Raw genomic sequence first — 25,779 nt, forward strand, 5'->3', positions numbered from 1 at the left:
CGGATCGACGAACTCCTCCCTTGGAACTTCCAGACGTCAAGCTGAAAAGCCCGTGGGGCCCAGCTGGCGCTTACAACTAATCCACCCGGAAGTACTTTCCTTCGCGATCCATTCCGATCCGCTGATCATTCGCCAGATCAAGTCCTTCAATAAAGGCGCGATCATGGACGGCTTGAACCTCGGAATCATCCGAAAGCTCGAGATCAATCTGCCCCCAATGGAGGAACAGCTCCGGTTTGTCGCGATGCTGCAGAAAGCCCAAGCAATCGAGGCGAGTTCGGAGACACCAGACGGCTCTGGTGAGGACCTTTTTCAATCCCTTTCACAGCGCGCTTTCCGCGGGGAACTTTGAGGTGTAGTAATGCGATTAATCCGAATCGAGATCGAAAACTTCAAGGGCATCGGCTGCCGTCAGAGGATCGACCTGAGGCCTATCACGCTCCTCTTCGGCCCGAACAGCGCGGGCAAAAGCACAATCCTGCAGGCGCTGCACTATCTGCGCGAGATACTCGAGCGTGGGAACGTCGATCCTGACCGGACGATTGCCGGCGGACTCATCGATCTAGGTGGCTTCGCTACACTGGTGCACAACCACGAACTCGACCGCACGGTCAGCCTCAAGGTCGTGCTAGACCTCTCTGACGAGCAGGGCGCTGAAGGGCTGCCTCTTAACACCGGGTTCTCGATCGACGAACCAGACTTCATCGAGTTGCCATTGCGCTACCTCATTGGAGAAAGCGAGGAGTATTGCGACTACACCATCGTGCAGAACGTGGGATTGGAAGTGAACATTCGCTGGAGCGCCCTCCAGCAGGCGCCTTACGTCTCCCACCTTGCGATAGAGATGGACGGTGAACCGCTCGCAGCCATCGTTTCGCCTCCAGTCGAGGGCCGAGCGCAGCTGACCGACTTCAACTTTTGTCACCCGCTCCTACGGCGCGCGATGCGTCCAGACGACATACAGGACGATGGCGATGAGGATCTCGCCGCAGGTTCGCCCCTCAAGGACGAGATCTGGTCTCTTGCGCGAGAGGCGGTCGCTGACCGGTCGACGCCGGACACACCCGACGACCAGTTGCGTATTACTGTGGACACCGTTTTTGCCGCGTTGCCGGACTTTAATGACTCGATTGAGTTCGAATGGGTAGACTTTGACGAGAAAGAAATCCAAGGTAGAACTCCAGAATTGTCAAGAGATGATAATCACTTGCCCGAATATTTGCTGTCAAGTCTGGAGCAGTTGCATTCGAAAATCTCCGTCGACACTGAACATGCTAGACGATCGGGCCTAACAAAATTGTTAAATGAGTTGATCCTTGGGCCGGCGCGACTCGTCCGAGATCACCTGATGCAGATGACCTACATCGGACCGCTGCGCGACATCCCCACGCGTAGCTATCGACCACAGGCAAGCCCTGACGAAACGCGCTGGTCCCACGGACTCGCGGCTTGGGATTTACTCTACAACGACCGCCGCGGCGACCTCATGGAGGAGGTCAACGTCTGGCTTTCCGGCGAAGAGCGGCTAAGAACGACATACCGGCTAGAGCGGGTCGAGTTCAAAGAGATTCCCGTCCCCAGCGCCATGCACCAGATGTTCGAGCGGGGCCTCAACGAGGATGACATCGGCGAGTTGCAGGAGCTTTATCTGAGTCTCGCCACGCGGACGGAAATCGCTCTGCGGGACTTCGAGAAGGGCATCCTCGTCGCACCGGGCGACGTGGGCGTCGGCATCTCGCAGATGGTCCCGGTGATCGTCGCGTCATTAAGGAAGCAGGACGGCGTTCTTGGGATCGAACAGCCAGAGCTCCATGTCCATCCCGCCATCCAGGTCGGCATGGGCGACCTGTTCATCAAGGCCGCGACCGGCGACGAGGACAAGCTTACCTCTGGAAAGACCCTGCTCATTGAGACGCATAGCGAGCACATCATTCTGCGGCTGCTTCGCCGTGTGCGGGAGCAGACCGAGGGTGAGGTTCCCCCCGGCGTGCTCGGACTGACGCCCGATGACCTCTCCGTGATCTACATTGAGTCTTCGGTCGAGGGTGTCCGCTTCCGGCCACTTCGAGTGAGCCCAGACGGTGATTTCCTAGACCGATGGCCGCACGGTTTCTTCGCGGAACGGGCCGAGGAACTGTTCTGATGCTGTCGGAATATGCGGTAGAGCCTGCAGCCATCGGCGCGGACTGGCGAACCTTCAAGGACCTGATCGATCGGTTTGGCGCTGACAAGGGCCGGCTGATCTCTCGCCTCCCAAACAAATGGGAGAGGATGGTCAAGGAAGCTGCGAGAAACGCCGGCGTTTCGGACGGGGACTATCTTCGAATTGTTGAACGGTTGAACGACTCGAGGCGCAAGGTCGTCAATTTCTCCCGCTCGTATGAGCACGAGGCAGACTGGATCACTAACGTACTACGCGAACACGCGGACAGACCTTTCAAAGCAATGATATGTCACGCTGGGAGCACAGCTTGCGCTGAGGGGATAGAGCCAGACGATTGCTCTGATGCGCATCGACTTTTCAGAGTTACGACCAGTTGTGACGTGACCAGGACCGCAGACCAGATTGCCGATGCCCTGCATACGATTTCTGCGGTTTCCAAGGAGGTCGACATTGTCGATCCGTATTTCGACCTCCGACCAACGAAGGGCAATTATCTTGCCACGCTGGTCTCACTACTTGGTCGGCTTGCCCGGGATCCAGTTGGTCAGCTTACCCGGGATCCAGGTCAAAGCAAATCCATCAGGATTCATTTCCGTGATCACGATACGCGCCCATCGGCCGAGGTTCTCGCGCGAGACGGCTCTGCACAGGTCAGAGGCTTGCTACCACCCGGGTATCACATTGAGCTCTATGCATGGTCGGAGAAACAAGGCGGGGAAGACTTTCACGACCGTTACGTTCTGACTGACCTTGGCGGAATCATGATAGGGGCGGGCCTTTCTGCGGATGGACCCGGGGAGTCGGCTGCTTTCACTTTGCTTAACTTCGAGCACGCGCAGGGGCTTAGGAGCAGATTTTCATATGGGTCAACAGTCTATACCCGCGTTGGATCGGCCGTCCGCATCCGTGACGACGGCAGCACCGAGCTGTTTTGATGGCGGCATTTCGATTTATGTTCCATCTTTCGAACGCCACCGACATCGAAGTGTTCAGCTGCGGCCTCGAAAGAACAACGCAGTTTCATATGGTTACAGGCTATTCACCAAATCGGCGCAGTCATGAGGTCCGGAGAATATCGACCCTGAGAGACCGCTTCCGGGCCACCCGGCGCCACAACCAGTGCTCAGCCCCTCTCGCATAACCCTCGAAAACAACGGAAAAATCCGGCCGCAGCCGGATGGGGAGAACGCTTTCGCGAGGGCAAGTGGCGGAGGGGACGGGACCGGGGTCTAACGTTCTCTGGCTTCAGTCGGTCGCCACCAAAGCGTTAAAATCGTTTATCTTCCGAATATTGGCTCGTCTTCGCTGCATTTCCTCACGGTACACGACTCAGGCGGATACAGGGGGCTGAAAGGGCCTTCGGGGGCATGTTTCTGTCCACACTTTGATGGCTTTATCGGGCTGATGGAGTATCCAGTTCCGCAGAGCGTCGAGGCCGGTTCGGAACCATGACTTTTCGCGTCTGCCATGCCGTTTTCGCGAGATGGCCATTCTGCCCCTGACGCGGGTTGCGCAGCGATAAGCCCATGTGACGGCGAGCGCGATGACGACAAGAAGGGTCGCGAGCTTGTCGGGATCGGTGATATGGGTGTCCTCGATATTGAGGCCACGGGTCTTTGCATCCGCGAACATGCATTCGATCCCCCATCGCCTGCGATAGAGGTTGAGGCCGCGCCCGGCGTCATCGAGACTGGTGGCCACGATGAGCAATTCACCGCCCCTGATGCGCCTGGCCTTGATGCGCAGCCGGTTGGCGGGGGTCGCCTCCATGCCGTTCAGCCAGCCTTCCCATGCCCCGCGCCTGCGGTTGCGCAGCAGGCTGCGGAACTGGAACCGGCGACCGTCCGCGAGCCGGATCTGCATGTCCTCCTTAAGGCGGATGGCGAAGGAGATGTTGTTTTCAATGAGAAATTCCATCCACTCGGCACCGATGAACTCGCGATCCGCCAACAGCGCCTCAATGGAGGCCGCCCCGAACAGGCGCAGATACCGTTCCATCAGCGCGATCCGTTGCGCGGTGGCGGAATTGCCTGCGTGGTCCAGCAACACCCACATCAGCGGCACTCGAAACCGTCGCGTGACAATGGCCAGAACCAGCACGTTCACATCGCGCGATCCCAGTTTCCAGTTGGTACGGTCGAGCGCGAGGAGCTTAGGCCGCTTGAGGTTCAGCATTCGCACGACCAGCCGCGCGGCGATGTCGCTGTCCAGCTGCACGAACTGGAAGAAGCGCTGCAGACGACGGTAATTCGATCCATGCTGCGCGTCGCCCGGAAACTGGCTGGCCAGATGCGAAAGGTTCACCGTGCGCCCGTTCGCAAGCCCGACCAGCAGCACGGCCAGCGTTTCCAGCCGCGTCTTGCTCAGATCGAAATGCGGGCGTAACGTTTCCAGCAGAGGGGCGAGAAGGCACTTGAGCATCGTGAAGATCCTTGTGGTAGAGAATCTTCAAAATCGAATCCAAATCGCCCCTCAAAGCAACAGCGTCGTGTACCGTGGCATTTCCTACACCTAAACGCACTCGTGGTCGGGCACGATGGCGTCGTAAACGAAGGTCATTCTGTCGACGAGCCATAGTTTCGCCCCCGTCGCCACGACCCCTCCAAGTATTGTCGCCGAAAGGTCGAGGGTCACAAGCCCCCATCCCAGCACGATGGCACCGACCAGGGTGGCCGAGCCGAGGACGACGACGGCCCGTTCGTGTCGGGCGACGACGGCTTCCGGCGGTCCCTTGAGCCAGATGCGTTCGCCTCGAACGGCCTTTGCCGCCCATCCGTCCTCATGGCGCGGCATCCGGAACAGCCTCGGGTTCAGCCACGTCCAGGCAATCACGCAGGCGATGGCCGCGAGCGACCACCACCCGATCCAGACGCGGCTCCAGACAGCGAGGGCAAAGAGCGGCAGGAGCGTCATTCGGGAATACACGCTCCAGGGATTCGCATGGCGGCACCATGCGGTGTCGTCCATGGACATCAAGCGCTGCGAGATCGAAAAGGCCAAAGACATGAATTTCGGTCCCCTCCTTGCAAATGGGCCTTGGTCCGTCACCGGAACATCAGATCGAAGCCGCGCTCCAAGAGCCCTTTTTTCGCATCGCCGACACAGAGGAGTTCGAAAGCGACGCGGACCGAGGGCGCGAGGTGAATGTCGCGGGCGAGGTCTTCGGCGCACCAGGCGGCGATCCGTGCCGTCGCGGCGTAGACGTCGGCGTGCGATAGCAGAACCTCCACCTGCCGGCCTTGCCCGGTCGCAATCCCCGAGATCCCGAGGCCGTAGGGAGGCGGATTGGCGCGGCGCATCGCGGCGTCCAGCGCTGCAAGACCGACGGCGCGCGGAAACGAGCGCCCGAGGACGCGGCGCATCGACACGACGATATCTGCGACGCCGTTCAGGCCTCCATGCCAGAGGGCGAGGCGGCGTAACCGATGACGAGCCCGCAAGGCATCGAGTTCGGGCAGATAGACCGGTATGGCCAGCGACGTGCCAAGCCCGCCGGGCCAGGCTTGACGACGAACTTTGAACAGCCCGGCGCGCCGCCAGCCGTCCGCGTAGATCCGGGCCGCGTCAGTCGCCGCGTCGAGGATGTCCGCAAGGCCGGCGCGTCCGACCCGTGGTGCGCGGTAGCGGGCCGCGAGCTCGACGGCCTCGGCCGCGCCATGCGCGTCGGCCGCGAGATGGCCGACAAGACCGGGCAGGCCCGGGTTTGCACCGGCATCGACGATCACCTGTGCCCCTGTGCGGTCGAGCGCCGCGCGCGCCGCCTGCAGGTCCGCGATCACCGCAGCGTCACGGCTCACCAGAACCAGCCGTCCGCCCGTCCGTGTCAGCGCCGCAACGAGCGCCCTCGATGCGGCGCCGTCTAGCGGTGCCGCATGGATCACGACGTCATGGCCAGAGAGCAAGGCGGCGAGACCGTCACCCTCGTCGGCTTCGGCCCGCGTCGATGTGACCTGCCCGGCAGCGTCTCGTCTGGCTAGGTCTCGCGCCGCATCGTCAGCCTTTTCGGCGCTGCGCCCGGCAATCGTGACACTGTCCGCCCCATTGTCGAGCAGCAGCGCCGCGACGGCGCGCCCCAACTGGCCGTAGCCCCCGAGAATGGCGAACGAGAGCCCGTCAGCCATCCCGAGCGCCCTCCAGCTGCCGTTCGAAATACTCGAGCTCGACACGCGTGTGGCGCTCGACGTCGGTCTCCATGTCGAGCAACGCGACGGATACCCAGCTCAGCACGCGGCCGTAGAACGTGTCGGGAAAATCTCCCCAGACGCGATGCGAGACGCGAAAACCGTCTCCTTCGCGGCTTTCCTCGATCCGGAAGATCCCGCCTTCCTCGACTGTCGCGACGGGCAGGCCCCAGAGCGTGTAATCGGTCTCGGCGCGCCAGCCGAAGCGCTCTTGCGGATAGACGTCGAACAGCTCCGCCTCAAGCACACCACGCAACCCGCCGACATACTCTTCCTGTCGGAAGCGAAGTCCGTCGCGCAGGGGCGCCTTCGGGTCGCTCAGCACGGTGGTGCCGCGGTGCGCCGGGTTCGAGTCCTCGAATGCCCCCTCGAAATCGGAGGCGACCCGCCAAATCTCCGCACGCGGCGCATCGATCATGGTCGACGCGCTCACGTCCACGGTTTGCGGCAAGAGCATACCGATTGCGACGACGAACAGGAAAACGGCGGCCAAGGCCGAACCCGCGAAGGCAAGCGGTCGTCTCATCCTGTCTGCTCCTTCCGCGCCGAGTTGTCATGACCAAAGATATTGGCGTTCGTGTGCGCGTGATCCTCGTGTTCGAATTCAAGGCTGGAATGGGCGATGCCGAACCGATCCTTCAGGCGCGCCTTGGTTTCCGACTTGATGCCTTCGATCCGGGTCCAGCCTTCGTTTGTGAGAACGACATGGCAGTCGAGCGCCGCCTCGTGCTCCTGCATCTGCCAGAGATGGACATGATGGACGTCTTCGACCCCGTCGATCCCGCGCATTGCATCGATGACGGCGCCGCAATCCAGATCGGGAGGGCTTCCCAGCATCAGCGTCCGGATCGGGCCGCCGATCTCGGTGAATGCAAGGTAAAGGATGTAGAGCGCGATGCCGATGGTGATCGCCGGGTCGACCCACCACATGTCATAGAGGATAATCAGGGATCCGCCGAGGATGACCGCTACCGAGGCCAGCGCATCCGACAGGTTGTGCAGGAACAGCGCGCGGATGTTCACGCTGCCCTTCGGCATCGACCAGGTGAGCAGCGCGGTCAGCGTGTCCACGGCAAGCGCCACCCCGCCCAGGATCACCACCGTCCAGCCGGCGACCTCGGGCGGGTCGATCATCCGCATCCCGCCCTCGTAGATCAGATAGACCCCGACGAGGATCAGCGTGGTGTAGTTGATGAGCGCCGCCACGATCTCGATCCGGCCGTAGCCGAAGGTCATCCGCGCGTCCGCCGGCCGCCGCGCGATCTTGCGCGCCACGAAGGCGATGACCAGCGAGGCCATGTCCGAAAAGTTGTGCAGCGCGTCCGCGATCAGCGCGAGGCTGCCCGAGAGGATGCCGCCGACAATCTGGGCGACGGTCAGAAGCGCGTTCGCCCAGATCGCGACCGACACGCGGCGATCACCGGAGCTAGGGTCGATATGGGCGTGGCCGTGGTCGTGGGGCATCAGGCTGTCTCCGATTCCTTCGCTGTGGAAGACAGCTAGTGGCTACAGCGACTGTAGCTTCAACCCCCGCAATTTCTCCGGCGATGTCACACCCCGCGCGGCGCGGCCAGAATGATCGCGGCGCCCATCAGGCAGACCGCTGTACCGAGGATATCCCACCCGTCCGGCCTGTGCCCTTCGGCCAGCCACATCCACAGAACCGAGGCGGCAATATAGACCCCGCCATAGGCTGCAAAGGCGCGTCCCGCGGTCACGGTGTCGACCTGCGCCAGAAGCCAGCCGAACGCCACCAGCGCGGCCACGCCGGGCACGAGCCAGAAGACGGACGCGCCAAGGCGCCACCACGCCCAGATGGCGAAGCATCCGGCGATCTCGGCCAAGGCCGCGAGCGGATACGCGAGTGCCGCGGGCATCTCAGGCGCCGATCTCGTCGTGATCCGTCAGGCATTCGGAATGGTCGCGCAGCACCTCCAGCACGCGGCAATCGGCCGTCTGCCCCCCGCTGCATTCGTGCACCATGCGCTTGAGTTCGGTGCGTAGCGCTTCCAGTCGCGCGAGGCGCTGCTCGACCTGCTTCAACTGCCGCCGGGCGATGGCGTCGGCCTCGTGACAGGGCCGATTGGGATGATCACTGAGATCAAGGAGTTCCCGGATCGCCTCAAGGGAAAAACCAAGCTGACGCGCGTGCCGGATGAACGCGAGGCGATCAAGCTCCGCATCGCCATAGCGGCGCTGCCCGCCCTCGGTGCGGCCAGGCTCAGGCATCAGCCCGATCTGCTCGTAGTAGCGAATTGTCTGCACCTTGGTGCCGGTTTTCTTCGCCAGACTGCCGATGGTCAGCATGCACGCCTCCATAATGCTTCAGTCTTGGTAGGTTTTATCTTTTGGAATGGCAAGAACCATACCGGATTCACAGGTCTGAGAAACTGCTCTGCGATGTCAAAATACAGGTTGAACCTCTAGTAGCTTGAGGATGTAACCTGTTTCGCAATCAAGAATTACAGGCAGGCAATTCGCGTTGAGACGGACATTCCCTCAAAAGATTCTCTGGGCACTGGCGGGTGTTGCGACGATCGCGTTTGTCTGGCTATTATTCTGGACGGATTATCGCGCCGACCTGGCCGCTGAGCGCGCGTCTACCTTCCGCGCGGATTTTGAGCTGACGGATCACATGGGTGTGGTTCGGACGGAAGCAGATTTCGCGGGCCGGTGGATGCTGGTCTTCTTCGGCTTCGCCAATTGCCCTGATGTGTGCCCGACGACGCTGGCCGAGGTCGCCGCCGTCATGGACGGGCTGGGCGAGGACGCGGCGCAGGTTCAGCCGCTCTTCATCACCATCGATCCCGAGCGCGACACGCCGTCGGTCCTCGCGGATTTCGTGCCGAGGTTCGAGGCCGGGATCGTGGGCCTGACCGGAACGCCCGACCAGATCGACCGGACCGCCGACAGCTTTCACATCTTCTATGAAAAGGTCGAGGAGGCCGCGGCGCCCGGCGGCTACACGATGGGTCATTCCTCGCAGCTCTTCCTGTTCGATCCGGAGGGCGGTTACGTGAAAGCATGGAGCTACGGCACCCCGGCCGAGGAGATCCTTGCCGATCTGAGGGGGCGCGTCGCCGGATGAGTCGGGGATTGACGGGAGAAGCGGCTCTGACTGCCGCCTGGGTGGTGGTGCTCGTGGCAACGCTCTCGGTGCTGTTCATCGGCGAGGTGCTGGGCCAGATGCCCTGTCTGCTGTGCTGGTATCAGCGCGCATTCATGTTCCTGCTGCCCATCGTTCTGGGCCTTGGCCTGTGGTGGCGCGACGCCCGCGTTGGACGCTATGGCGTGGCGCTCAGCCTTTGCGGCGGGGCCGTCGCGCTCTCGCACATGGGCCTTTACGTCGGCATCATCCCGGAGCCCATCCAGCCCTGCACGGCGACCGACCCCTCCTGCACCGACGCCAATCAATTGATCCTCGGGGTTCCGATCCCGCTCCTGTCGCTTGTCGCCTTCACGCTCACCGCGAGCCTGTCGGCCCTCTCTCTGAAGGACCCGCGCTCATGAATCGTCGCGCTCTCATGCTCTCCGTTGTTGCCGTCGCCGTTGCCGTATTCGCCGCTGCGGCCTGGTTCACGACACGTCCCGCGTCCGTCGCCGCAACCGCGACGGTTCCGCCCGAACAGAGCGAGGCGCTGCTGCGGTCTTACTCCCCGATCCTCGGACCCGAGGACGCCCCCGTCACCATCGTCGAGTTCTTCGATCCGGCCTGCGAGGCCTGCCGCGCCTTCTATCCGGTGGTCAAGGACATCATGGCTGAGCATGGCGACGCCGTGCGCGTCGCGATCCGCTACACGCCGTTCCACGGCGAAGCGTCTGAGGAGGCGATCCGCGTGCTCGAGGCGGCCCGGATGCAGGACGTCTACGAACCCGTGATGGAGGCGCTCCTGCGCGAGCAGCCCCGGTGGGCCTCGCATGGCGCGCCGGCTCCGGGACTGATCCTGGAGGTCGCTGCGACCGCGGGGCTGGATGTGGATGCGGCGCGCACGCAGATGCTGGCGCCGGATGTCGTTGCGATCCTGAACCAGGACCGTGCCGATGTCGAAACCATGGCTGTTCGCCAGACGCCCACATTCTTCGTCAACGGGCGGCCGCTCGATCCGTTCGGTGAGGCCGAACTGCGCGCGCTGGTGGCCGAGGAAGTGGCCGCGAGCGGCTCGTGACCGTGGCGCGCATGACAAGGAGGCACCCACGAATGACCAAGCTCACCATCCCGTTGCTGTCGACTCTCACCGCACTTGCGCTCACCTCCGGTGTCGCCCTTGCCGGATCGGAGGATGTGGTCGTCGAAGAGGCGTGGGCGCGCGCCTCCATCGGCGTCAACCGGCCCGGTGCAGCCTACATGACGATCCGCAACACCGGAGACGAGGCCGTCACGCTGACCGGCATTTCCACGCCGCTCGCCATGATGCCTGAGATTCACGAGAGCAAGACCAATGCCGAGGGTGTCAGTTCGATGGGGCCTGCGGGCGAGCCAACCATCGCCCCCGGCGAAGCCGCGGAACTGGCGCCCGGCGGGCTGCACGCGATGCTCATGCAGCTACAGGAGCCGATGACCGAGGGCGACAGCTTTCCGCTGACGCTGAGCTTCTCGGATGGCGGCGACGTGACGGTCGAAGTGCCGATCCTCGGAATCGCGGCGCGCGGGCCGGAGGATTGATGCGGCGCCGAACAGCTCTTGGATACGGCGCCGCTGCTCTGGGCGCCATGGGGCTGACGCTGTTCGTCGGCTGGTGGCGGGTGGACGGTCCCGGCGCGCCGGAGCCTGGGGGAAGGCTTCCGCTGCCGCTGACGGCAATGGATTTCCGTCTCACGGATCACGAGGGGCAGCCCGTCGGCCCGGAGACCTTGGTCGGCCGTCCGACCATGGTGTTCTTCGGCTTCACGTTCTGCCCCGACGTCTGCCCGACCACGCTGTCGGACATTTCCGGCTGGCTCGATGCGCTCGGCGAGGATGCCGGGCAGATGAACGTGGTCTTCATCACGGTGGATCCGGACCGCGACACTGTCGAGGCGATGGCCGAGTATGTCGGCTATTTCCATCCGGCGATCCGCGGCTGGACCGGTGCGCAAGATCAGATCGCGCGCGCGGCGGAAGGATTCCGCGCGAGCTATGAACGTGTTCCGACCGACGGCGGCGACTACACCATGAACCACACGGCGAGCGTGTTCCTGTTCGACGCGGCCGGCGGGTTCATCAGCATGATCGACTATCACGAGCCGAGGGAGTTCGCGGTGCCCAAGATCCGCCGGGCGCTGCAAGAAGAAACCGAGGGGGCGACATGAGGCTGAGGTATCTGGCAACTCTGGCAACGGGGATCGCGACGGCGGGCGGCGTGTCCGCGACCGCCGTCGCGCTCTCGGGTGTCTGGACACGGGCCCCCGTTCCGCCCGCCCTGGCAGAGGCCGCCCTCTGGACCCCTCAGGCGTTGGCCGCACCGGCGCCCGCCTCGGTGCCCGACCTCGCGCCGACTTCGGCCCGCGCGGACATCGCCCCGATGGTCAGCCCGCCGGCCCTGTCGTCCGTCGTGGCCGTCGCGCCATCGCTTCCGAGGGTCGAGCCTCCGCTCCGGACATGGTCACACGAGATCGCCGCGGGCGAGACGCTCGACGCGGTTCTCGCGGATGCGGGTCTTGCCGCCCCGGTTCGCGCCGAGGTGGCGCTTGCACTTGCGGCAGAGTTCGACCTGCGCCGCTTGCGTCCGGGACATGCCTTGAGCGTCATGGCCACCCCGGATGGCAGCCCCCGTCGCGTCGTTCTGGAGGTGGACGACGGCGTCCGGATCGAGGCTGTCTTCGGCGCGCAGGTTGCGACGCGTGTGGTGGCCCCCGATCCCGAAACCGTCATTCTGGCCGGTGAAGCCCGCATCGAAAGCTCGGTATTCGCCGCGCTCGACGCGGGCGACATTCCGGCGCGCTTCGCGGTCGATCTGGCGCAGATGCTGGGTGGTGCCGTGGATTTCCGGCGCGATCTCACGGGTGGCGAGACGCTTCAGCTGATGTGGCGCGAGGCGCGGATCGGCGAAGACATCGTCGGCCAGCCGGACCCGACCTTCGCGGCGCTCGACCTTGGCGACACGCTGTTCGAGATCGTCTGGCCGGAGGATGGCTCCGGGCGGGCAACGATCTACCGTGATGGCGTGGTCATGCGCGTCTTCGCGCAGCCGGTCGAGGGCGCGCGGCTCAGTTCCGTGTTCGGGCGCAGGACGCACCCCGTCTACGGCGATGTGCGGATGCACACGGGCGTCGATTTCGCGGCCGCGCGGGGCACCCCCGTCTACGCGACCGCACCGGGCCGTGTCAGCTTTGTCGGCTCGCGGGGCGGCTACGGCCGTGTTGTCGAGATCGCGCATGGGTCGGAGACCACGACCCTTTACGCCCACCTCAGCGCCGTCCCGGACGGGCTATCCCAAGGCGATCGTATCGCGGCGGGGGATCTCATCGGCCGCGTCGGCGCGACGGGCACCGCAACCGGGCCGAACCTGCATTACGAGGTGCGTGTGAACGGCCGTCCGACCGACCCCCTTTCGGACGACCGCCTTGCCGAAGCTGCGGATCAGGCTGCAGATGACGCTGCGGCCCTCGATCGTCTCAGCGATGCGCGCGCCCGCCTCGAGGAACGCCTCGCGCGTGCCCTGGCCCCCGAAAGCACCGAAAGGCTCTGATCCATGAAACGATCCCTTGCGACTTGGGCATTCGCCCTCTTGCTCCTCCCGGCCGCACAAGCACTGGCGCAAGCCACGCCCATCGAGGTCCGAAAGACCAACGGCTGCGGGTGTTGCCTCGCCTGGATGGAGCACCTGGAAGAAAACGGTTTCGCGCCGACCGGGCAGGACATGTTCGCCGGGCTTCTGGTGCGCTTCAAGCTCGACAATGGCGTGCCGCAGCGGATGGTCTCCTGCCACACGGCGCTCGTCGACGGCTACGTGATCGAGGGGCATGTGCCCGCGTCGGACATCCGACGATTGCTGGCGGAGCGTCCCGACGCGGTGGGTCTTGCGGTGCCCGAGATGCCGCTCGGATCGCCCGGCATGGATCAAGGCAGATGGCGCGAAGCCTATGACGTCTTCCTCATCCGCAACGACGGCACGACGGAAGTATTTTCTAGCTACGAAGGAAACTGATCCATGCTTCGATTGCGCACGCCGGGCAAGACGCTTCTCCTGCTTGGAAGCATGCTGGCCCTCGGCGCCTGCGCCGTTCCTGTCGCCGAGACCGCGGACTCCGAGACGGCCATCTCGGCGGAGGTGATGACCCAGCTGAGCGCGATGGCGGCACCCTACCAGGATCTGCAGTCGGTCCGGTTGCGACCCGAGGACGGTTGCTACTGGTACCGCCATGTCGGACCCGTCGAGACGACGATGCTTCCGCTCCGAACGGCGGACGGTCGACCGATCTGCACCCAGCGCGTGGCACAGGCCGAGGGCTGATGGCTGGATCGGCTCGCCTCGCTCCCTTGGCCGCGGAGCACGATCTCCCCAGGATCGGAGGGCCGTCAGCTATGCGCGGTGACCGGCCCGTCGCCCGCAGCCGGGTAAAGGTGAGCGGTCACCCCGGTCTCGACCTGCTCGTAGAGGTCGTTGATGTGGGCCATGACCATGCGCACGCAGCCCGAACTGGCCCGGCTGCCAATCGAGCGGGGGTAAGGCGTGCCGTGGATCCGAAGGTAGGTGTCCCGGTCGCCGACAAACAGGTAGAGTGCGCGCGACCCGAGGGCGTTGTCCGGCCCCGGCTCCATACCGTCTTCGACTTCCGCGTAAACCTCGGGATTGCGGCGAACCATGTCCTGAGTCGGCGTCCAGTGTGGCCATCGAACCTTGCGCTTGATGGTGTAGATCCCAGGCTCGTAGAGTCCGTCCCGGCCGATTGCGACGCCGTAACGCATGGCCGTTCCACCATCCTCGATATGGTAGAGGTAACGAGCCACCGCATCAACGTGGATGTCCCCGGGCACGAGCCCAGGCCGGGCCTCGACTCGCTGCGGCAGCAGACGCGGATGCAGACCCCACGGGTTGGTCGTGGCCGGATCGTATCCCGGCGGCGTCACCTGCGCGTCCCACGCGGCCTTCTGGTCTTCGGTCGGCCATGTGCTCGCAAAGACCGGTCGAGCGATCGGCGGCGATAAAATGGCGGCGGTCACCCCGATGAAATGGCGTCTTGTCAGCATGAAATCAAATTCCTTTTGTCTTCTTGCAGTATTTCAAACTCGGGATGCGGAGAAAAGGACATACCTCTCGCGGTCCAACAAGACCCTGTGATCTTCGCATTTTCTTCGCACGGTATCGCAGGGCGGTCGTTAACGAAGCACTTCAAGGGTTCAACCATCGCGTCGGACATGGCGTTCGTCTTTGGTCGACGCGCATCTTCCAAATTGCAAACCATTCTCGGAAAGTGTCTATCGATGCCATCACCTCATCACGGAGCGGATTGTGACTGACCTTTCCCCAATCGCTCTTGGTTTTCTGGGCAGTCTGGCCGCCGGGTCGCTGACCGCGGTCGGGGCGATTCCGGTGCTGTTCGGACGCGTTCCTTCGCGAGGCACGCGGGATCTGTCGCTGGGCTTCGCGGCTGGCGTGATGCTGGCGGCGTCGTTCTTTTCGCTGATCATTCCCGCACTCGACGCGGCGGACCTGCAATTCGACAATGGCGCGGCACCGGCGGCCATCGTCTGCGTGGCGATCCTGCTCGGCATGGGCGCCGTGGCGCTGATGAACGAGAAGCTGCCGCACGAGCATTTCAGCCTGGGGCGCGAGGGGCCCGCGGCCGTCTCTCTCCGGCGTGTCTGGCTCTTCATCATCGCGATCACAATCCACAACTTTCCCGAAGGTCTTGCCGTCGGCGTCGGTTTCGGGGCGCATGGATTCGAGGGCGGGTTGCCGCTGGCCGTCGGGATTGGCTTGCAGAACGCGCCCGAGGGGCTGGCGGTGGCCGTCGCGCTTCTGGGCGAAGGCTATCACAGATGGCGCGCCTGGGGCATCGCCGCACTGACCGGAATGGTAGAGCCCATCGGCGGGCTGCTGGGCGCGGGCATCATCACGTTGTCCGAGCCGCTGCTCCCCTGGGGGCTCGCCTTCGCAGCGGGAGCGATGCTCTATGTCATCAGTCACGAGATCATCCCCGAAACGCATCGCAACGGGCACCAGAACAAGGCAACCCTGGGTCTGTCCATCGGGCTCGTCATCATGCTGTTCCTTGACGTCTGGCTGGGGTGACATTACGGCGATGCGAATAATGAAAGGGACAGGCATGCGCATGGCGCTCGCACTTGTGGCCGGCGGACTTTTCGTCGCGGCCGTTCCACCTCTGTCGCTTGCGCCGCTGGCCCTTCTATCATTCGCTACGCTTTACGCACTGGTGGAGAACCAGGGCATCGGTCGAGCCTTCGCGATAGGCTGGACGTTCGGGTTGGGGCAATTCGTGATTGGCATTTCTTGGATCGGTGAGAGCTTTCAGGTCGAGGCAGAGACCTTCGGCGCGCTCGCGATCCCGGCGGTCGGCGGTCTCGCGGCCGGTCTTGCGCTTTTTCCGGCGCTGGCCGCGCTCGTTTACGCCGGGCTCATGCGGCTGCGCCTGTTTGCCGCGCTGCCTGCCAGTGCGGTTTTTTTCGCTGCCGCGTGGGCCGGCACGGAATGGCTGCGCGGGCATGTCCTGACTGGCTTTCCCTGGAACCTTGCTGCCTATGCGCTGACCGATCTGCCCGTGATGCGCCAGCCTGCCGCCTGGGTCGGCAGTTACGGGATGGGCTTTCTGCTGGTGCAAACCGGGGCGTGGCTCGGGGCGGCGCTAATCGCGCAAGGGCGAGCGCGCGCCGTGTCGCTGGGTTTGACCGTCGCGCTTATCGGTATGGTCTGGGTCGCGGGCACATGGCTGGCAGGGCGCGAGACGCGGCCTGAGAGCGGCACCCGCCTGCGCATCGTGCAGGGCAACATCCCACAGGCCGAGAAATGGGCCCCCGGCAGCCGTACCCGCATGTTGGAGAAATACCTCAGGCTCTCGACGCGACCGGGGGATTACGATCTGCTGCTTTGGCCCGAAACCGCCTTTCCGGGGTTTGTCGACGAGGACGCCGCCGCGCGCGCGCGCATCGCCGACAGCCTGCCCGAGGGAGCCTATCTGCTGATCGGCGCACCGGACCGGGTGCAGGGCCAAAGCGGCACGCGCTATTTCAACACCATTCAGGCCTACGGGCAGCGAGGCGAGATCCTGACCGGCTATGCCAAGCACCACCTTGTACCGTTCGGTGAATACGTGCCCTGGCGCGACTGGCTGCCGTTCAGACGCATGGTCGAAAGCCTCGGTGACTTCACCCCCGGGCCGGGCCCGCGCACGCTGGCCCTGCCGGGGGTGCCGCTGTTTGCCCCGGCGATCTGCTACGAGATCATCTTTCCCGGCCATGTCACCGACCGGCTGTTCCGGCCCGATTGGATTTTCAACGCCACCAACGACGCCTGGTTTGGCACTTCGATCGGCCCCGAACAGCACCTCGCCGCGGCCCGGATGCGTGCGGTCGAGGAGGGGCTGCCGGTGATCCGTGCGGCCAATACCGGCATCTCGGCGGTGATCGACGCCCGCGGCGCGGTGATCGTCCGGCGCGAGTTGCAGGCCGATGCGGTGATCAACGCGACCCTGCCGCCCGCCCTGCCGCGCACGCCCTATGCGCGGTTTCGCGACTGGATGCTGCTGGCGCTTGTCGCTTTCGTGCTCGGGGCTGCCGTCGCACTCAGCGCAATCGCGCGGGACATCATGTCCGAAAAAACCGAGGAGAACTGATACCCTTGCTGACCTTCGATCCCTTTGGCCCCGCTGTATCTCCGGTCTTTCTTGCTGGCCTTGGCGTGTTGGGCTGGCTCTATCTGCGCGGTCATGGCCGACCGCGACGTCTGCGCCCGCAGCCCGCACCGTGGCAGGATGTGCTGTTCGTCCTCGGACTGCTGCTGATCGCAGGGGCGGTCAACGCGCCGCTTGCCCCCTCCGGCACACGGCTTTTTTCGGTGCACCAGGTGACGCATCTCCTGATGCGTCTTGGCGGGCCGCTGCTGGTTTGCGTGGCGCAGCCTTGGGGGGTGATGTACGCTGGGCTGCCGCGTGGCTTGTGGCGACTGTTCGCGCGAGTTTCGGTCCGATCCGTGACCCACGCGTTGCGCCATCCGGCGGCAGCCACTGCCCTGTTCATCGGGTCGCTCTGGCTCTGGCAGGTGCCGGCACTCTATGCACTCGCCCGCGAGATGCCGGTGCTCGGCCTGCTGGCGCATGCCGGAATGACACTGGCTGGCCTATGGTATTTTGCATTGCTCCTCGACCCGCGCGACCCGCCTGAGGGTGCGCGGCGGGGTGCAAGGCTATTGAGCAGTTTCGTGGTGATCGTTTCGAACATTCTGCTTGGATCGCTCACCACGCTCAAGGAGACGGTGCTATACGGCCCGTCAGGTTCACGCGGCACGATTTCGGCGCTTTCGGACGAAACCATGGGCGGCTACACGATTTGGGTGCCGTCCTCGATGATCATGATCGCCGCCATCATCCTCGTCTTCAACGGTTGGAATCGCGCCGAGGAGCAGCGCTGGAATGCTCGCCACATCTTGATGGGCCAATCCAATTCCGCCGCGCTGGAATTTCCCGAAACCGCTGCTGAACTGCGGCTCAAGGTTGCCAAGCCGAACCGCGACATGGCCCGCACGCTGGCTTTCGGCGCGTTGGCCATGTTCGCCATCGTCATGGTGACCGCAATTACTGTGCTGTCTTTGGGTCGTTGATCGACGTTTAGGCGAATTGTCGCAATACGCCGATTACGCCGCTGAAAGTGTTGAAGTTACTCCAAGCGAAGCGTGAAATGACACGCATGGATGAAGATGACGAAACCCCCACCGTATCCGAGCAATCTGCCGAGGATCTCAGGCGCAGGACGAAATCGGGCAACCGTATGGTGGCTGCGCTGCTTGTCGGGGTCACGGCGATCTTTTTGGCTGGTGCCTTCGGGGTCGCGGCACTGGTGATCTATGGGCCCTACTGAGGCTTCTGTGATTTCCCGGCGCGCCGCGCTGCGGCTGGGGGCGGTGGGGCTGGCCATGCCGCTGATGGGCTGTGGCGACGGGGGCTGGTATGGCACCGATGTGAGCGGCCTGCTGCCGGACCTGTCGTTTCGGATGACGCGCGCCAGCGACGGTAAGGTCGTCACGCAAGGCGACTATGTCGGGCAAGTGGTGGCGCTGTTTTTCGGTTATACCTTCTGCCCGGATATTTGCCCGATGACGCTGTCCAACCTCGCGGCGGTGGCCGAGCGCCTGGGCACGGATGCGGAGAACCTTTCCATCCTGTTTGTCACCGTGGACCCCGAGCGCGACACGCCGGACGTGATGGCCAGATATACAGCCGCCTTTACCTCGCGGGCGAGTGGGCTGCGCGGCACCGACAACCAACTGGCCCGACTGGCGCGGCGCTTCAAGGTGACCTACAAGGTGGCTCCGCACGCGCCGAGGGACGTTGATTATGCGGTGTCGCACGGCAAGTCGGTCTATGTGTTCGACGCGCAGGCGCAGGCACGGGTGATGTGGCCCAGCTTCGACACGCTCGAGGCGGATATTGGCGGGGCCGTTGGCGACGTGCGCCGGGTGATGGTCGAAGGCTAATATCAGGGCTCGGCGCCCACCGCACGCATGTTGCGAACCACCACCAACAGGCCGATCACGCTCATCATAGCCGGTGGAATCCAGATCACGATACCGCCGATCTGCTGATCGGTAACCGCCGAGATCGACTGGAAATACCGCCCACAGAAGGCGTAATAGGGAAACAGATCGACGGTGGCAAAGGTGATCAGCGCGCCCAGCACGATCTGCGGGAACATCACGCCGACGGCCAGTGCCGCGCGCCAGCCGAAGCGCACCCGCGCGGGTGGGGCGGGGCGCGTGTCCAGCACCAGTGCCCAGAACAGGATGCCGTCCACAGCCATCGACCAGTTCATCACCTGATAGAGCACAGGGTCGAACATGGCGGCAAAATGCACCGGCGGGATCAGCCAGAACCAGAACAGGCCGACAAACAGAAGGACGGCCACCGCTGGCTGCTGCACCACTCGATAAGTCAGGATGACCGGGCGGCTGTTGCACAGGCGGCGTAGCCAGTCTGGCGCGCCGGCCAACACCACCGCTCCGCCGGCACTCAGCGCCAGCAGGAATGGACCGAGATGGTGCAACGCGACATGTTGCAGACGGTTGGTAAAGAACATCCGCTGCGCAAGATATTCGAACCCTGTCTGCGTCACGCCCCATAACAGCACCAGGCCGGCCCAGAACGCCGCCTGTCGCCAGGGGCCGGGACGCGTGGGCGCAGGCAGGTTGCCGAGGCCACGGGCGAACCAGAAAGCGCTGAGCGATACTGCCAGAAAGATCAGCCACGAGAAGTCATAGGGCGCGACCGCAGGCATTTGCGCCGGTAAGTAGGTGCTCATTGCCCACAGCACGCTGCCCAGGGCGGCGATGACTGCGTAGATCCACGCACCTTTGGGCGCGGCCCCGGTTGCCATGTTTCGATCCATCATGGCGGGACGTTCCCGGTATCTGTGAGAAACTACAAGCCCAGCTGTCTCATACGCGACGCGTCGACGCGCTGCGATGGCCAATCGGGCGCGTCAATGACCAGGCGCCAGGGCGTCGGCAGCCACACGGTCGCCAATGCCCTCGCCCCCTGTCGGCGGCGCCTTCGGCTTGGCCGGGTTCAGCAACCGCAGGGCGTTGGCCACGACCAGCAGCGACACGCCCACATCGGCCGCGATCGCGCCCCACATCGACGCCATGCCGAAGGCGGTCGCCACCACGAAGGCAGCCTTGGTCGCCAGCGCGACAGTGATGTTCTGGCGGATGATGCCCATGGTTCGGCGCGAGTGGGCTATTAGCCACGGAACCTTGCCGATGTCATCGGTCATCAGCGCAATATCCGCCGTCTCGATCGCTGCATCGGACCCGACCGCGCCCATGGCGATGCCGTAGTGCGCCCGCGCCATGGCTGGCGCATCGTTCACCCCGTCGCCGATCATTGCCACCATGTCGTGGGTTTTCACCAACCCCTCGATAGCCGCAACCTTGTCCTCGGGAAGCAGCTCGGCACGCACCTCGTCAATGCCGACCTCGGCGGCGACCGCGCGCGCCGTTGCCTCGTTGTCGCCGGTCAGCATGACGATGGTTCTTACGCCCTGCGCATGCAGGTTCGCCACGATGTCCTTCGCATCTGCACGGATACGGTCACGCAACTCCAGAACGCCCAGCACGCCGGTTTCATCTCCCACGGCGACAAGCGTCGCGCCCGCGCCTTCAATCCGGTCGCGCAGATCGGCGGGGATCGCATTGGCGAAGCCCCTCTCGGTAGCAAAGCGGTCGGAGCCGAGCCAGACAACGCGCCCGTCAATCCGCCCTTCGAGACCCCGGCCCGGCACCGTGCGGGTGTCTTCAGCCGGGGTCACAGTCGGCCCGGCCCGATCCAGGATGGCGCGTGCCAACGGATGCGAGGAGCGGGCCTCGAGCGACGCCGCGACGACCAGCAGATCGCCTTCGTGTGTGCCCCTCAGCGGATGCACCGCCGCCACTTCCGGTCTTCCTTCGGTGATCGTGCCGGTCTTGTCCATGGCCAGTGCGGTGGTCTGCCCTGGCGCCTCGACATAGGCGCCACCCTTGATCAGCACCCCCGCACGGGCCGAGGAAGTCAACGCCGCGACGATGGAAACCGGCGTCGAGATCACCAACGCGCAGGGGCAGGCGATGACCAGCAGCACCAGCGCGTTGTAGAACCAGAATCCCCATGCGCCACCCGCCACCAGCGGTGGCAGCAGGGCGATCGCCAAGGCCAGCACCATCACGGCCGGGGTGTAGGCGCGCGCGAATTTCGTCACCCATTGCTCCACCTCTGCGCGGCGCGATTGGGCATCCCCCACCATGCGGGTGATCTTGGCCAACATCGTGTCCGATGCTTTCTTGGTGGCGCGCACCGTCAGCGTGCCCTCGCCGTTGATCGTGCCAGCATAAACCTCGTCGCCCAGTTCCTTGGGCACCAGCGCGCTCTCACCGGTGATCGGCGCTTGATCGACTGCGCCCCTGCCGTCCGTCACCTCTCCATCAAGCGGGATACGATCACCGCCACGCACGATGAAACGGTTGCCGACCGGAACTTGGGCCGCCGGGACATCTTCCTCGCTTCCATCCTCACGGATCACCCGCGCCGTCGGTGGCGCCAGATCGAGCAGCGCCGAGACCGCATTGCGTGCGCGCCCTACCGACCAGCTTTCCAGATAAAGCGAAAGCGCAAAGAAGAACGCCACCGTCGCCGCCTCGAAATACTCGCCCAACCCGACCGCACCCGCGACGGCAACAATCATCAGCAGGTTCATGTCGGGTGACAAACGCCGGGCCGAAGACCACGCCTTGGGCGCCACCAGCCAGACGCCAAACAAGATCGCGAGGCCGAAAAGCCCGACCTCGGGCAGCGGCATCGCCGCCTCGCCATGGCCCGCGAAGAGGCCAAGCGCACCGCCCATACCGGTCTCGACGACATGATACACGAACCCGGCGGCCCAGAACCCGCCGCTGGCCATGGTAAACCGTTTCTGCCGCTTGATATGCGCCGCCCTATCGGCCTCCGCGTTATCCGCGTTCCACGGCCGGGCGCTCATGCCCGTGCCGGCAACAGCCTTGATGACCTTGTCGTCAGAGATCGCGCCAGTGCTTTCCAGCACCGTCATTCGCCCGTTGATCACGTCAAAGGCCAAGTTCTCGGCCCCGCCGACCACCGGGCCGACCACCTTGTTCAGGATTGCCACCTCCTCGGCGCAGTCGAGGCCATTGACCTGGAAGCTGCGCCCGGCGGCATCGACCGGCCCGACCGGCACGTCGCCGCAACAGCCACCATTGTTGTGGTCATGCTTGTGACCGTGATCGCGAGAGCTCCCGCTTTCGACGGTGTGGTCGTGACTGTGAGAGTGGGTGTTGGACGGCATGATATGGACCTCGGATTCGCTCAGGTCTGAGATAAGTAGTCCCTACAGCAACTAGAGCTTCAAGGGGTCAATTGACGTGGCCGGTCCTTTCGCCGCGTAACCGCTTGCCGCTGGGGGTGCGGATCTAACCCGCCAGATCACCGAGGACGCTCAACCTGAGCGGCTCCGGGTATAAGAGTATACAGCCGTAGCAACGGAGACGTGATCGACGGAGATATCAGCCTTAGAACTTTACCTTTGCATGGCCAGTCCGGCAGAGACGCCCGGGGGTCATCGAATGGATGATGGCTATTTGCACCCCCGCACCTGCCCCCTCAACACCGCATAATCCGCCAACCACCTGATAATCACGGCCCCCTCCGGCAGCGCGGCTACCTCGTCGGCCACGCGCGCCTGCTCGGCCGAGCTGTAATCCACCACCGGCGGACACGCTCCCTGCCCGACCCGATCAAAACCCACCCCCGCGCAACCGCTCAACAAGAGCGTCACGATCACGAGGCCGCCCCGCCGCGGCCTCCAGCATCTGGCGTTGAATGTCATTGCTACGCTCCAGCGTGTCCAGCCGCTCGGCGGCGCGCCCGGCGCGCTCGCCGGTGCGGCGGAGATTGAACAGAAACAGAAGAACGGCGAGCGCGCCGAGGACGAAGGCTGCCACCCGCCGCACCCACGGCCGGGCAAGAATACCGGCCAGCAAACCGCCCCACATCAGCGCTGCCCCTTGCGCCAGTCATCGAGCCGCGCCCAGACCGCGACGGCGAGGCCGCCAAGCGCCAGGGCGATGAACAGCCAGCGCAGGCTGTCGAGATAGGGCACCAGCGGCAGAACCGCACCCTGCGCCTCGGCGAGCGCGTCCTGCGCCACCTCCACCCCTGCCGCACCGACGGTCGCCACCCCGGCCGCCCCGGTCCCCTTGAGCGTGCGGCTCTGCGCCAACACCTCCCGCGCAACCGGGGCCTCCCGGGCAAACGGTACCGCCCGCGGTGGAAACGGCGGGCCCCAGGACCGGGCTGGCCCCAGATCGATATGCATGAAGTTCGAGCGGGGATAGGTCCCGAACCCGAGGAACCCCACCTCCCGCGCTGCGGCCTCGAACGCCGCCGGGTCATGGTTCGCCATGGAGATATCGAAGGCGGTGCCCTCCATGTGCTTGGAGCGGGTCGCGCCGCCGACCGCGCGATTGTGCTCCGGCGAGCGATAGGCCGAGTTGACGATCAGTGGCTTGTCCAGCCGGTCGCGCAGGGCCTGCAGCCTGTCCAGAGCCTCGGGGTGCAGCTTCAGCTTGCCGGTGCCCCGGCAGGCGATCTCGGCCGGCGAGAAGTCGGGCCAGCGCCAGAGACGCTCGGGCACGTCGCGGAAATGGCGAAAGCTGCGAATGGGATCGGACATGATGGTCTCCTTCGGGGTAACAGGCATGCAGGAGTGGCCGCCGCCCGGATGGGCGGCAGGTTCGATGTGGTGCGATTTCGCGTTTGGACGTCTGCCAGTGTCGCATTGCATGCAGATGTGCAGTGCGCGCGCTACGCCGGGCGCGTGGTCACTCGTCGCTCTTGCGCTGGAATGCGGCGAACATCAGGTTGCGCATGTCGTGGATGTCGCGCTCGATGCGCTCGAGCCGGTCGTGATCGACGCGCCGGTCCTCGTCGCGGCGCTTCTCTATGCGCAGGCGCTCGGCGTCGAGCTCCTGTTCAAGCTTGTGCAGCAGGGCCTCGTTGGTGAAGGCTTTTCGCGCCACGGTTGCGGCGAGACCAGCGACGAAGGTAAACCACACGCCGATGGCCGCGGCGAGACCGTGCTCGCGCAAGGCCTGCATGATCTGATCGGTGAAGCTGTCGCGCTCGGGCATCTTGCCTCCTCATGGTATTCGCGGTGCGGCCGGAATCTCGGGGAATGACCGCGGTCCGACCCATCCGGCCGGCACGGCGCGGCCGTCCGATCGCGTCGGCATCGGGCGGGCTGCACGGATCCAGCCAATTGGCGGCGTTCAGGTGAAGCGCCCTTCGATGCGCATATGCGGCATGGAGGAGTTGTAGCGACTGACGGTCTGCCCGACCTGGATGTCGCGCGGCGCATTGAAGCCGAGCGCGCCGGACAGCCCGAACGGGTTCACCAATGGCGGCAGACCGCCGGCTTGCTCCTCGGCTGTCACGGTCAGGTCGCCGCTGGCGGCGTCGAGGATGAAGGCATGGATCCGGTCGCGCGGCAGGGTGATGTCCAACCCGTCGAAGGTGATGACCCCGGCGACCGTGACCGACGCAAAGGCCGAGGTGCCGAGAATCGCGAGCACCTCGCTGTCGTTGGACGCGTCCACCTCGGCCACGATGAGCCGCACGTCGATCGGAAACGCGGTGTTGGCATGCAGCCAGGCCTGCACCCGGTCGATGGTCACGTCGGCGAGCGTGTAGAAATCGACGCCGATTGCCGGCTGCGTGCTCAGTGCCGACCCCGTTGCCAACGGACCGAAACGCCCCGTCATCACCAGAAACGTGTCCCGGCTGCGCAGATTGGCCGCATCCATGCGGCGGCTGACATGACCGCCCATCCCGTCGGACTTCGCGAGGTAGAGCAGGTCTCCCGCGACCAGTTCGGTGGTCTCGGGCAGGTCGCTGAGTTTCTGATCGGTCATGCATCGGGATCCTTCTGAAGGTTTCCAGCGTCCTCGAGGCGAAGCACATACCCGTCCTCGAGACGCAGCGCGCCGGGGGCTACCGGGACGGCCGGGCCGAGATCCGTCCGGCCACGCAGCATCGTCGTGAACACGAGCGCCATTATTGCGCGACCTCGGCCGCGATGGTCACCGCGAACCCGGCGATCGCGGTCTCCGCCGGAGTGTCGCGCGGATCCGCGACGAAGCGGATCACATCACCCGGCGCTATCGGCACGGCCGCACCGGCCACGGTGGCAAAGGCCAGCGCGCCGTCGGTGGCCACGGTGACGGTGCCGATGCTCAGCCCGTTGCGGGTCACATCGAGCACCCAGTCCGCGGCGGGCGGCGTATCGACATCACCGCGCGCGCCGGCAAAATCCGCGGGGATGACGATGGCGCGGGGTAGCACCACCTTGCCGATGACCGCACCGGGCGGCGGGGCGGCGAAGGCCACGGCGCCGAAGTCGTAGATCCCGCCGCCGGCCGCAGCTACACCTGTGACCCCGTCCGGCCCGGAATGGACCATCAGTTCCGCCCCGGGCGGCAGCTCGATGGCCTCGACGCCAGCGGTGCCCGTCACCATGGCCGCGGCATCGGTGGCGTTACGCACTGCGAGAAGCCGCGGCACATCGGCCAATTCGACTGTGAACCCGGCGCCCGGTCTGCCCGTGAGCAACAGTCGGACATGGCGACGCAGATCCGTAGCACTGACCGTCACGGTGCCGCCTGCGCCGCAATCCACCGCAAGCGAGGCCGTCATGGCCAGATCAAGCCCGTCGATCGCATCGTTGACCGTGACCTCCTT

32 protein-coding genes are annotated in these 25,779 nt (G+C 64.6%); 16 read left to right on the plus strand and 16 right to left on the minus strand.

The window, feature by feature from the left end; translation table 11 throughout:
• The 3 genes from ACROSR_RS16390 to ACROSR_RS16400 all read left to right on the plus strand — a co-directional run.
• Positions 1–352: restriction endonuclease subunit S (locus ACROSR_RS16390; protein WP_432686965.1), on the plus strand; the 352-nt coding region annotated here is incomplete at its 5' end.
• Positions 353–361: 9 nt separating this feature from the next.
• Entirely contained in the window at positions 362–2,143 is a 1,782-nt protein-coding gene (locus tag ACROSR_RS16395) for an AAA family ATPase (protein ID WP_432686967.1), read from the plus strand.
• Positions 2,143–3,099 carry a hypothetical protein gene (locus tag ACROSR_RS16400; RefSeq protein WP_432686969.1) on the plus strand — a complete coding sequence of 319 codons (957 nt, stop codon included), beginning with the start codon at positions 2,143–2,145 and terminating at the stop codon, positions 3,097–3,099. The genes ACROSR_RS16395 and ACROSR_RS16400 overlap by 1 nt, the downstream gene beginning before the upstream one ends.
• Positions 3,100–3,493: 394 nt before the next feature.
• Here ACROSR_RS16400 and ACROSR_RS16405 read toward each other — a convergent pair whose 3' ends face one another.
• The 7 genes from ACROSR_RS16405 to ACROSR_RS16435 form a co-directional block, all read right to left on the minus strand.
• A complete protein-coding gene (locus tag ACROSR_RS16405; protein ID WP_432686971.1) occupies positions 3,494–4,585 on the minus strand; it encodes an IS4 family transposase in 1,092 nt (363 codons plus the stop codon).
• Positions 4,586–4,675: 90 nt separating this feature from the next.
• On the minus strand, positions 4,676–5,170 hold the full coding sequence (locus ACROSR_RS16410) for a DUF6653 family protein (RefSeq protein ID WP_432686973.1): 495 nt from the start codon (positions 5,168–5,170) through the stop codon (positions 4,676–4,678).
• A 38-nt stretch (positions 5,171–5,208) separates the two neighbouring features.
• Positions 5,209–6,285, minus strand: coding sequence for a saccharopine dehydrogenase NADP-binding domain-containing protein (locus ACROSR_RS16415; RefSeq protein WP_432686975.1), 1,077 nt, complete (start codon positions 6,283–6,285; stop codon positions 5,209–5,211).
• Complete coding sequence (locus ACROSR_RS16420) at positions 6,278–6,871, minus strand: hypothetical protein (RefSeq protein ID WP_432686976.1); 594 nt, start codon at positions 6,869–6,871, stop codon at positions 6,278–6,280. Before ACROSR_RS16420 ends, ACROSR_RS16415 begins: the two co-directional genes overlap by 8 nt.
• Positions 6,868–7,809 (minus strand): cation diffusion facilitator family transporter, encoded by a 942-nt coding sequence (locus ACROSR_RS16425; RefSeq protein WP_432686978.1) that lies wholly within the window; start codon positions 7,807–7,809, stop codon positions 6,868–6,870. Before ACROSR_RS16425 ends, ACROSR_RS16420 begins: the two co-directional genes overlap by 4 nt.
• 86 nt (positions 7,810–7,895) lie before the next feature.
• A complete protein-coding gene (locus tag ACROSR_RS16430; RefSeq protein WP_432686980.1) occupies positions 7,896–8,222 on the minus strand; it encodes a YnfA family protein in 327 nt (108 codons plus the stop codon).
• A gap of 1 nt (position 8,223) precedes the next feature.
• Positions 8,224–8,652 carry a MerR family transcriptional regulator gene (locus tag ACROSR_RS16435; RefSeq protein ID WP_432686982.1) on the minus strand — a complete coding sequence of 143 codons (429 nt, stop codon included), beginning with the start codon at positions 8,650–8,652 and terminating at the stop codon, positions 8,224–8,226.
• Between the two features lie 211 nt (positions 8,653–8,863).
• Here ACROSR_RS16435 and ACROSR_RS16440 point away from each other — a divergent pair, with 211 nt between their 5' ends.
• The 8 genes from ACROSR_RS16440 to ACROSR_RS16475 are packed head-to-tail and all read left to right on the plus strand — an operon-like array spanning position 8,864 to position 13,778.
• Complete coding sequence (locus tag ACROSR_RS16440) at positions 8,864–9,433, plus strand: SCO family protein (protein ID WP_432687010.1); 570 nt, start codon at positions 8,864–8,866, stop codon at positions 9,431–9,433.
• Positions 9,430–9,855: a disulfide bond formation protein B gene (locus tag ACROSR_RS16445; protein WP_432686984.1), complete on the plus strand. Its 426-nt coding sequence runs from the start codon at positions 9,430–9,432 to the stop codon at positions 9,853–9,855. Before ACROSR_RS16440 ends, ACROSR_RS16445 begins: the two co-directional genes overlap by 4 nt.
• The gene (locus tag ACROSR_RS16450; RefSeq protein WP_432686986.1) at positions 9,852–10,511 is read left to right on the plus strand and encodes a thioredoxin domain-containing protein; all 660 of its coding nucleotides are present in this window, start codon (positions 9,852–9,854) and stop codon (positions 10,509–10,511) included. The genes ACROSR_RS16445 and ACROSR_RS16450 overlap by 4 nt, the downstream gene beginning before the upstream one ends.
• A 32-nt stretch (positions 10,512–10,543) precedes the next feature.
• Entirely contained in the window at positions 10,544–11,008 is a 465-nt protein-coding gene (locus ACROSR_RS16455; RefSeq protein ID WP_432686988.1) for a copper chaperone PCu(A)C, read from the plus strand.
• Positions 11,008–11,634, plus strand: coding sequence for an SCO family protein (locus ACROSR_RS16460; RefSeq protein WP_432686990.1), 627 nt, complete (start codon positions 11,008–11,010; stop codon positions 11,632–11,634). Before ACROSR_RS16455 ends, ACROSR_RS16460 begins: the two co-directional genes overlap by 1 nt.
• Entirely contained in the window at positions 11,631–13,013 is a 1,383-nt protein-coding gene (locus tag ACROSR_RS16465; protein WP_432686992.1) for a peptidoglycan DD-metalloendopeptidase family protein, read from the plus strand. The genes ACROSR_RS16460 and ACROSR_RS16465 overlap by 4 nt, the downstream gene beginning before the upstream one ends.
• A 3-nt stretch (positions 13,014–13,016) precedes the next feature.
• Positions 13,017–13,472: a DUF411 domain-containing protein gene (locus ACROSR_RS16470; protein WP_432686994.1), complete on the plus strand. Its 456-nt coding sequence runs from the start codon at positions 13,017–13,019 to the stop codon at positions 13,470–13,472.
• Between the two features lie 3 nt (positions 13,473–13,475).
• Positions 13,476–13,778 (plus strand): hypothetical protein, encoded by a 303-nt coding sequence (locus ACROSR_RS16475; protein ID WP_432686996.1) that lies wholly within the window; start codon positions 13,476–13,478, stop codon positions 13,776–13,778.
• A gap of 65 nt (positions 13,779–13,843) precedes the next feature.
• On the opposite strand, the gene ACROSR_RS16480 is transcribed toward ACROSR_RS16475, so the two are convergent.
• On the minus strand, positions 13,844–14,515 hold the full coding sequence (locus ACROSR_RS16480; protein ID WP_432686997.1) for a L,D-transpeptidase: 672 nt from the start codon (positions 14,513–14,515) through the stop codon (positions 13,844–13,846).
• 262 nt (positions 14,516–14,777) lie between these two features.
• Between ACROSR_RS16480 and ACROSR_RS16485 the strand changes: the two genes are divergently transcribed.
• The 5 genes from ACROSR_RS16485 to ACROSR_RS16505 all read left to right on the plus strand — a co-directional run bounded on the left by ACROSR_RS16485 (position 14,778) and on the right by ACROSR_RS16505 (position 18,974).
• Positions 14,778–15,560: a ZIP family metal transporter gene (locus ACROSR_RS16485; protein WP_432686998.1), complete on the plus strand. Its 783-nt coding sequence runs from the start codon at positions 14,778–14,780 to the stop codon at positions 15,558–15,560.
• Between the two features lie 34 nt (positions 15,561–15,594).
• Complete coding sequence (gene lnt / locus ACROSR_RS16490; RefSeq protein ID WP_432687011.1) at positions 15,595–17,118, plus strand: apolipoprotein N-acyltransferase; 1,524 nt, start codon at positions 15,595–15,597, stop codon at positions 17,116–17,118.
• A 5-nt stretch (positions 17,119–17,123) separates the two neighbouring features.
• Positions 17,124–18,101, plus strand: coding sequence for a cytochrome c oxidase assembly protein (locus tag ACROSR_RS16495; RefSeq protein ID WP_432686999.1), 978 nt, complete (start codon positions 17,124–17,126; stop codon positions 18,099–18,101).
• Positions 18,102–18,187: 86 nt separating this feature from the next.
• Complete coding sequence (locus tag ACROSR_RS16500; protein ID WP_432687000.1) at positions 18,188–18,358, plus strand: hypothetical protein; 171 nt, start codon at positions 18,188–18,190, stop codon at positions 18,356–18,358.
• A gap of 7 nt (positions 18,359–18,365) precedes the next feature.
• Positions 18,366–18,974 (plus strand): SCO family protein, encoded by a 609-nt coding sequence (locus ACROSR_RS16505; protein WP_432687001.1) that lies wholly within the window; start codon positions 18,366–18,368, stop codon positions 18,972–18,974.
• 2 nt (positions 18,975–18,976) lie between these two features.
• Here ACROSR_RS16505 and ACROSR_RS16510 read toward each other — a convergent pair whose 3' ends face one another.
• From ACROSR_RS16510 to ACROSR_RS16545, 8 genes are all read right to left on the minus strand, one after another.
• Positions 18,977–19,966: a cytochrome c oxidase assembly protein gene (locus ACROSR_RS16510; protein ID WP_432687002.1), complete on the minus strand. Its 990-nt coding sequence runs from the start codon at positions 19,964–19,966 to the stop codon at positions 18,977–18,979.
• A 9-nt stretch (positions 19,967–19,975) separates the two neighbouring features.
• Positions 19,976–22,330: a heavy metal translocating P-type ATPase gene (locus ACROSR_RS16515; protein WP_432687003.1), complete on the minus strand. Its 2,355-nt coding sequence runs from the start codon at positions 22,328–22,330 to the stop codon at positions 19,976–19,978.
• Between the two features lie 448 nt (positions 22,331–22,778).
• Complete coding sequence (locus ACROSR_RS16520) at positions 22,779–23,036, minus strand: hypothetical protein (protein WP_432687004.1); 258 nt, start codon at positions 23,034–23,036, stop codon at positions 22,779–22,781.
• A complete protein-coding gene (locus tag ACROSR_RS16525; protein ID WP_432687005.1) occupies positions 23,036–23,716 on the minus strand; it encodes a YcbK family protein in 681 nt (226 codons plus the stop codon). Before ACROSR_RS16525 ends, ACROSR_RS16520 begins: the two co-directional genes overlap by 1 nt.
• A gap of 148 nt (positions 23,717–23,864) precedes the next feature.
• Entirely contained in the window at positions 23,865–24,173 is a 309-nt protein-coding gene (locus ACROSR_RS16530) for a hypothetical protein (RefSeq protein WP_432687006.1), read from the minus strand.
• Positions 24,174–24,311: 138 nt separating this feature from the next.
• A complete protein-coding gene (locus ACROSR_RS16535; protein ID WP_432687007.1) occupies positions 24,312–24,953 on the minus strand; it encodes a hypothetical protein in 642 nt (213 codons plus the stop codon).
• Complete coding sequence (locus ACROSR_RS16540; protein WP_432687008.1) at positions 24,950–25,096, minus strand: hypothetical protein; 147 nt, start codon at positions 25,094–25,096, stop codon at positions 24,950–24,952. The genes ACROSR_RS16535 and ACROSR_RS16540 overlap by 4 nt, the downstream gene beginning before the upstream one ends.
• Positions 25,096–25,779 (minus strand): hypothetical protein (locus tag ACROSR_RS16545; protein ID WP_432687009.1); only part of this gene is annotated, 684 nt, incomplete at its 5' end. The genes ACROSR_RS16540 and ACROSR_RS16545, both read right to left, overlap by 1 nt.

Source organism: Roseovarius tibetensis, from assembly GCF_050896375.1.
In the GTDB taxonomy this organism is placed as follows: domain Bacteria; phylum Pseudomonadota; class Alphaproteobacteria; order Rhodobacterales; family Rhodobacteraceae; genus Roseovarius; species Roseovarius tibetensis.

Bases quoted from the DNA above. Each gene is read 5' to 3' on its own strand.
- ACROSR_RS16405 (WP_432686971.1), bottom strand. From the start codon at position 4,585: ATGCTCAAGTGCCTTCTCGCCCCTCTGCTGGAAACGTTACGCCCGCAT.
- ACROSR_RS16475 (WP_432686996.1), top strand. From the start codon at position 13,476: ATGCTTCGATTGCGCACGCCGGGCAAGACGCTTCTCCTGCTTGGAAGC.
- ACROSR_RS16460 (WP_432686990.1), top strand. From the start codon at position 11,008: ATGCGGCGCCGAACAGCTCTTGGATACGGCGCCGCTGCTCTGGGCGCC.
- lnt (WP_432687011.1), top strand. From the start codon at position 15,595: ATGCGCATGGCGCTCGCACTTGTGGCCGGCGGACTTTTCGTCGCGGCC.
- ACROSR_RS16515 (WP_432687003.1), bottom strand. From the start codon at position 22,330: ATGCCGTCCAACACCCACTCTCACAGTCACGACCACACCGTCGAAAGC.
- ACROSR_RS16445 (WP_432686984.1), top strand. From the start codon at position 9,430: ATGAGTCGGGGATTGACGGGAGAAGCGGCTCTGACTGCCGCCTGGGTG.
- ACROSR_RS16420 (WP_432686976.1), bottom strand. From the start codon at position 6,871: ATGAGACGACCGCTTGCCTTCGCGGGTTCGGCCTTGGCCGCCGTTTTC.
- ACROSR_RS16395 (WP_432686967.1), top strand. From the start codon at position 362: ATGCGATTAATCCGAATCGAGATCGAAAACTTCAAGGGCATCGGCTGC.
- ACROSR_RS16410 (WP_432686973.1), bottom strand. From the start codon at position 5,170: ATGTCTTTGGCCTTTTCGATCTCGCAGCGCTTGATGTCCATGGACGAC.
- ACROSR_RS16400 (WP_432686969.1), top strand. From the start codon at position 2,143: ATGCTGTCGGAATATGCGGTAGAGCCTGCAGCCATCGGCGCGGACTGG.
- ACROSR_RS16535 (WP_432687007.1), bottom strand. From the start codon at position 24,953: ATGACCGATCAGAAACTCAGCGACCTGCCCGAGACCACCGAACTGGTC.
- ACROSR_RS16455 (WP_432686988.1), top strand. From the start codon at position 10,544: ATGACCAAGCTCACCATCCCGTTGCTGTCGACTCTCACCGCACTTGCG.
- ACROSR_RS16525 (WP_432687005.1), bottom strand. From the start codon at position 23,716: ATGTCCGATCCCATTCGCAGCTTTCGCCATTTCCGCGACGTGCCCGAG.
- ACROSR_RS16470 (WP_432686994.1), top strand. From the start codon at position 13,017: ATGAAACGATCCCTTGCGACTTGGGCATTCGCCCTCTTGCTCCTCCCG.
- ACROSR_RS16425 (WP_432686978.1), bottom strand. From the start codon at position 7,809: ATGCCCCACGACCACGGCCACGCCCATATCGACCCTAGCTCCGGTGAT.
- ACROSR_RS16430 (WP_432686980.1), bottom strand. From the start codon at position 8,222: ATGCCCGCGGCACTCGCGTATCCGCTCGCGGCCTTGGCCGAGATCGCC.
- ACROSR_RS16520 (WP_432687004.1), bottom strand. From the start codon at position 23,036: ATGTGGGGCGGTTTGCTGGCCGGTATTCTTGCCCGGCCGTGGGTGCGG.
- ACROSR_RS16415 (WP_432686975.1), bottom strand. From the start codon at position 6,285: ATGGCTGACGGGCTCTCGTTCGCCATTCTCGGGGGCTACGGCCAGTTG.
- ACROSR_RS16480 (WP_432686997.1), bottom strand. From the start codon at position 14,515: ATGCTGACAAGACGCCATTTCATCGGGGTGACCGCCGCCATTTTATCG.
- ACROSR_RS16435 (WP_432686982.1), bottom strand. From the start codon at position 8,652: ATGCTGACCATCGGCAGTCTGGCGAAGAAAACCGGCACCAAGGTGCAG.
- ACROSR_RS16450 (WP_432686986.1), top strand. From the start codon at position 9,852: ATGAATCGTCGCGCTCTCATGCTCTCCGTTGTTGCCGTCGCCGTTGCC.
- ACROSR_RS16530 (WP_432687006.1), bottom strand. From the start codon at position 24,173: ATGCCCGAGCGCGACAGCTTCACCGATCAGATCATGCAGGCCTTGCGC.
- ACROSR_RS16465 (WP_432686992.1), top strand. From the start codon at position 11,631: ATGAGGCTGAGGTATCTGGCAACTCTGGCAACGGGGATCGCGACGGCG.
- ACROSR_RS16500 (WP_432687000.1), top strand. From the start codon at position 18,188: ATGGATGAAGATGACGAAACCCCCACCGTATCCGAGCAATCTGCCGAG.
- ACROSR_RS16540 (WP_432687008.1), bottom strand. From the start codon at position 25,096: ATGGCGCTCGTGTTCACGACGATGCTGCGTGGCCGGACGGATCTCGGC.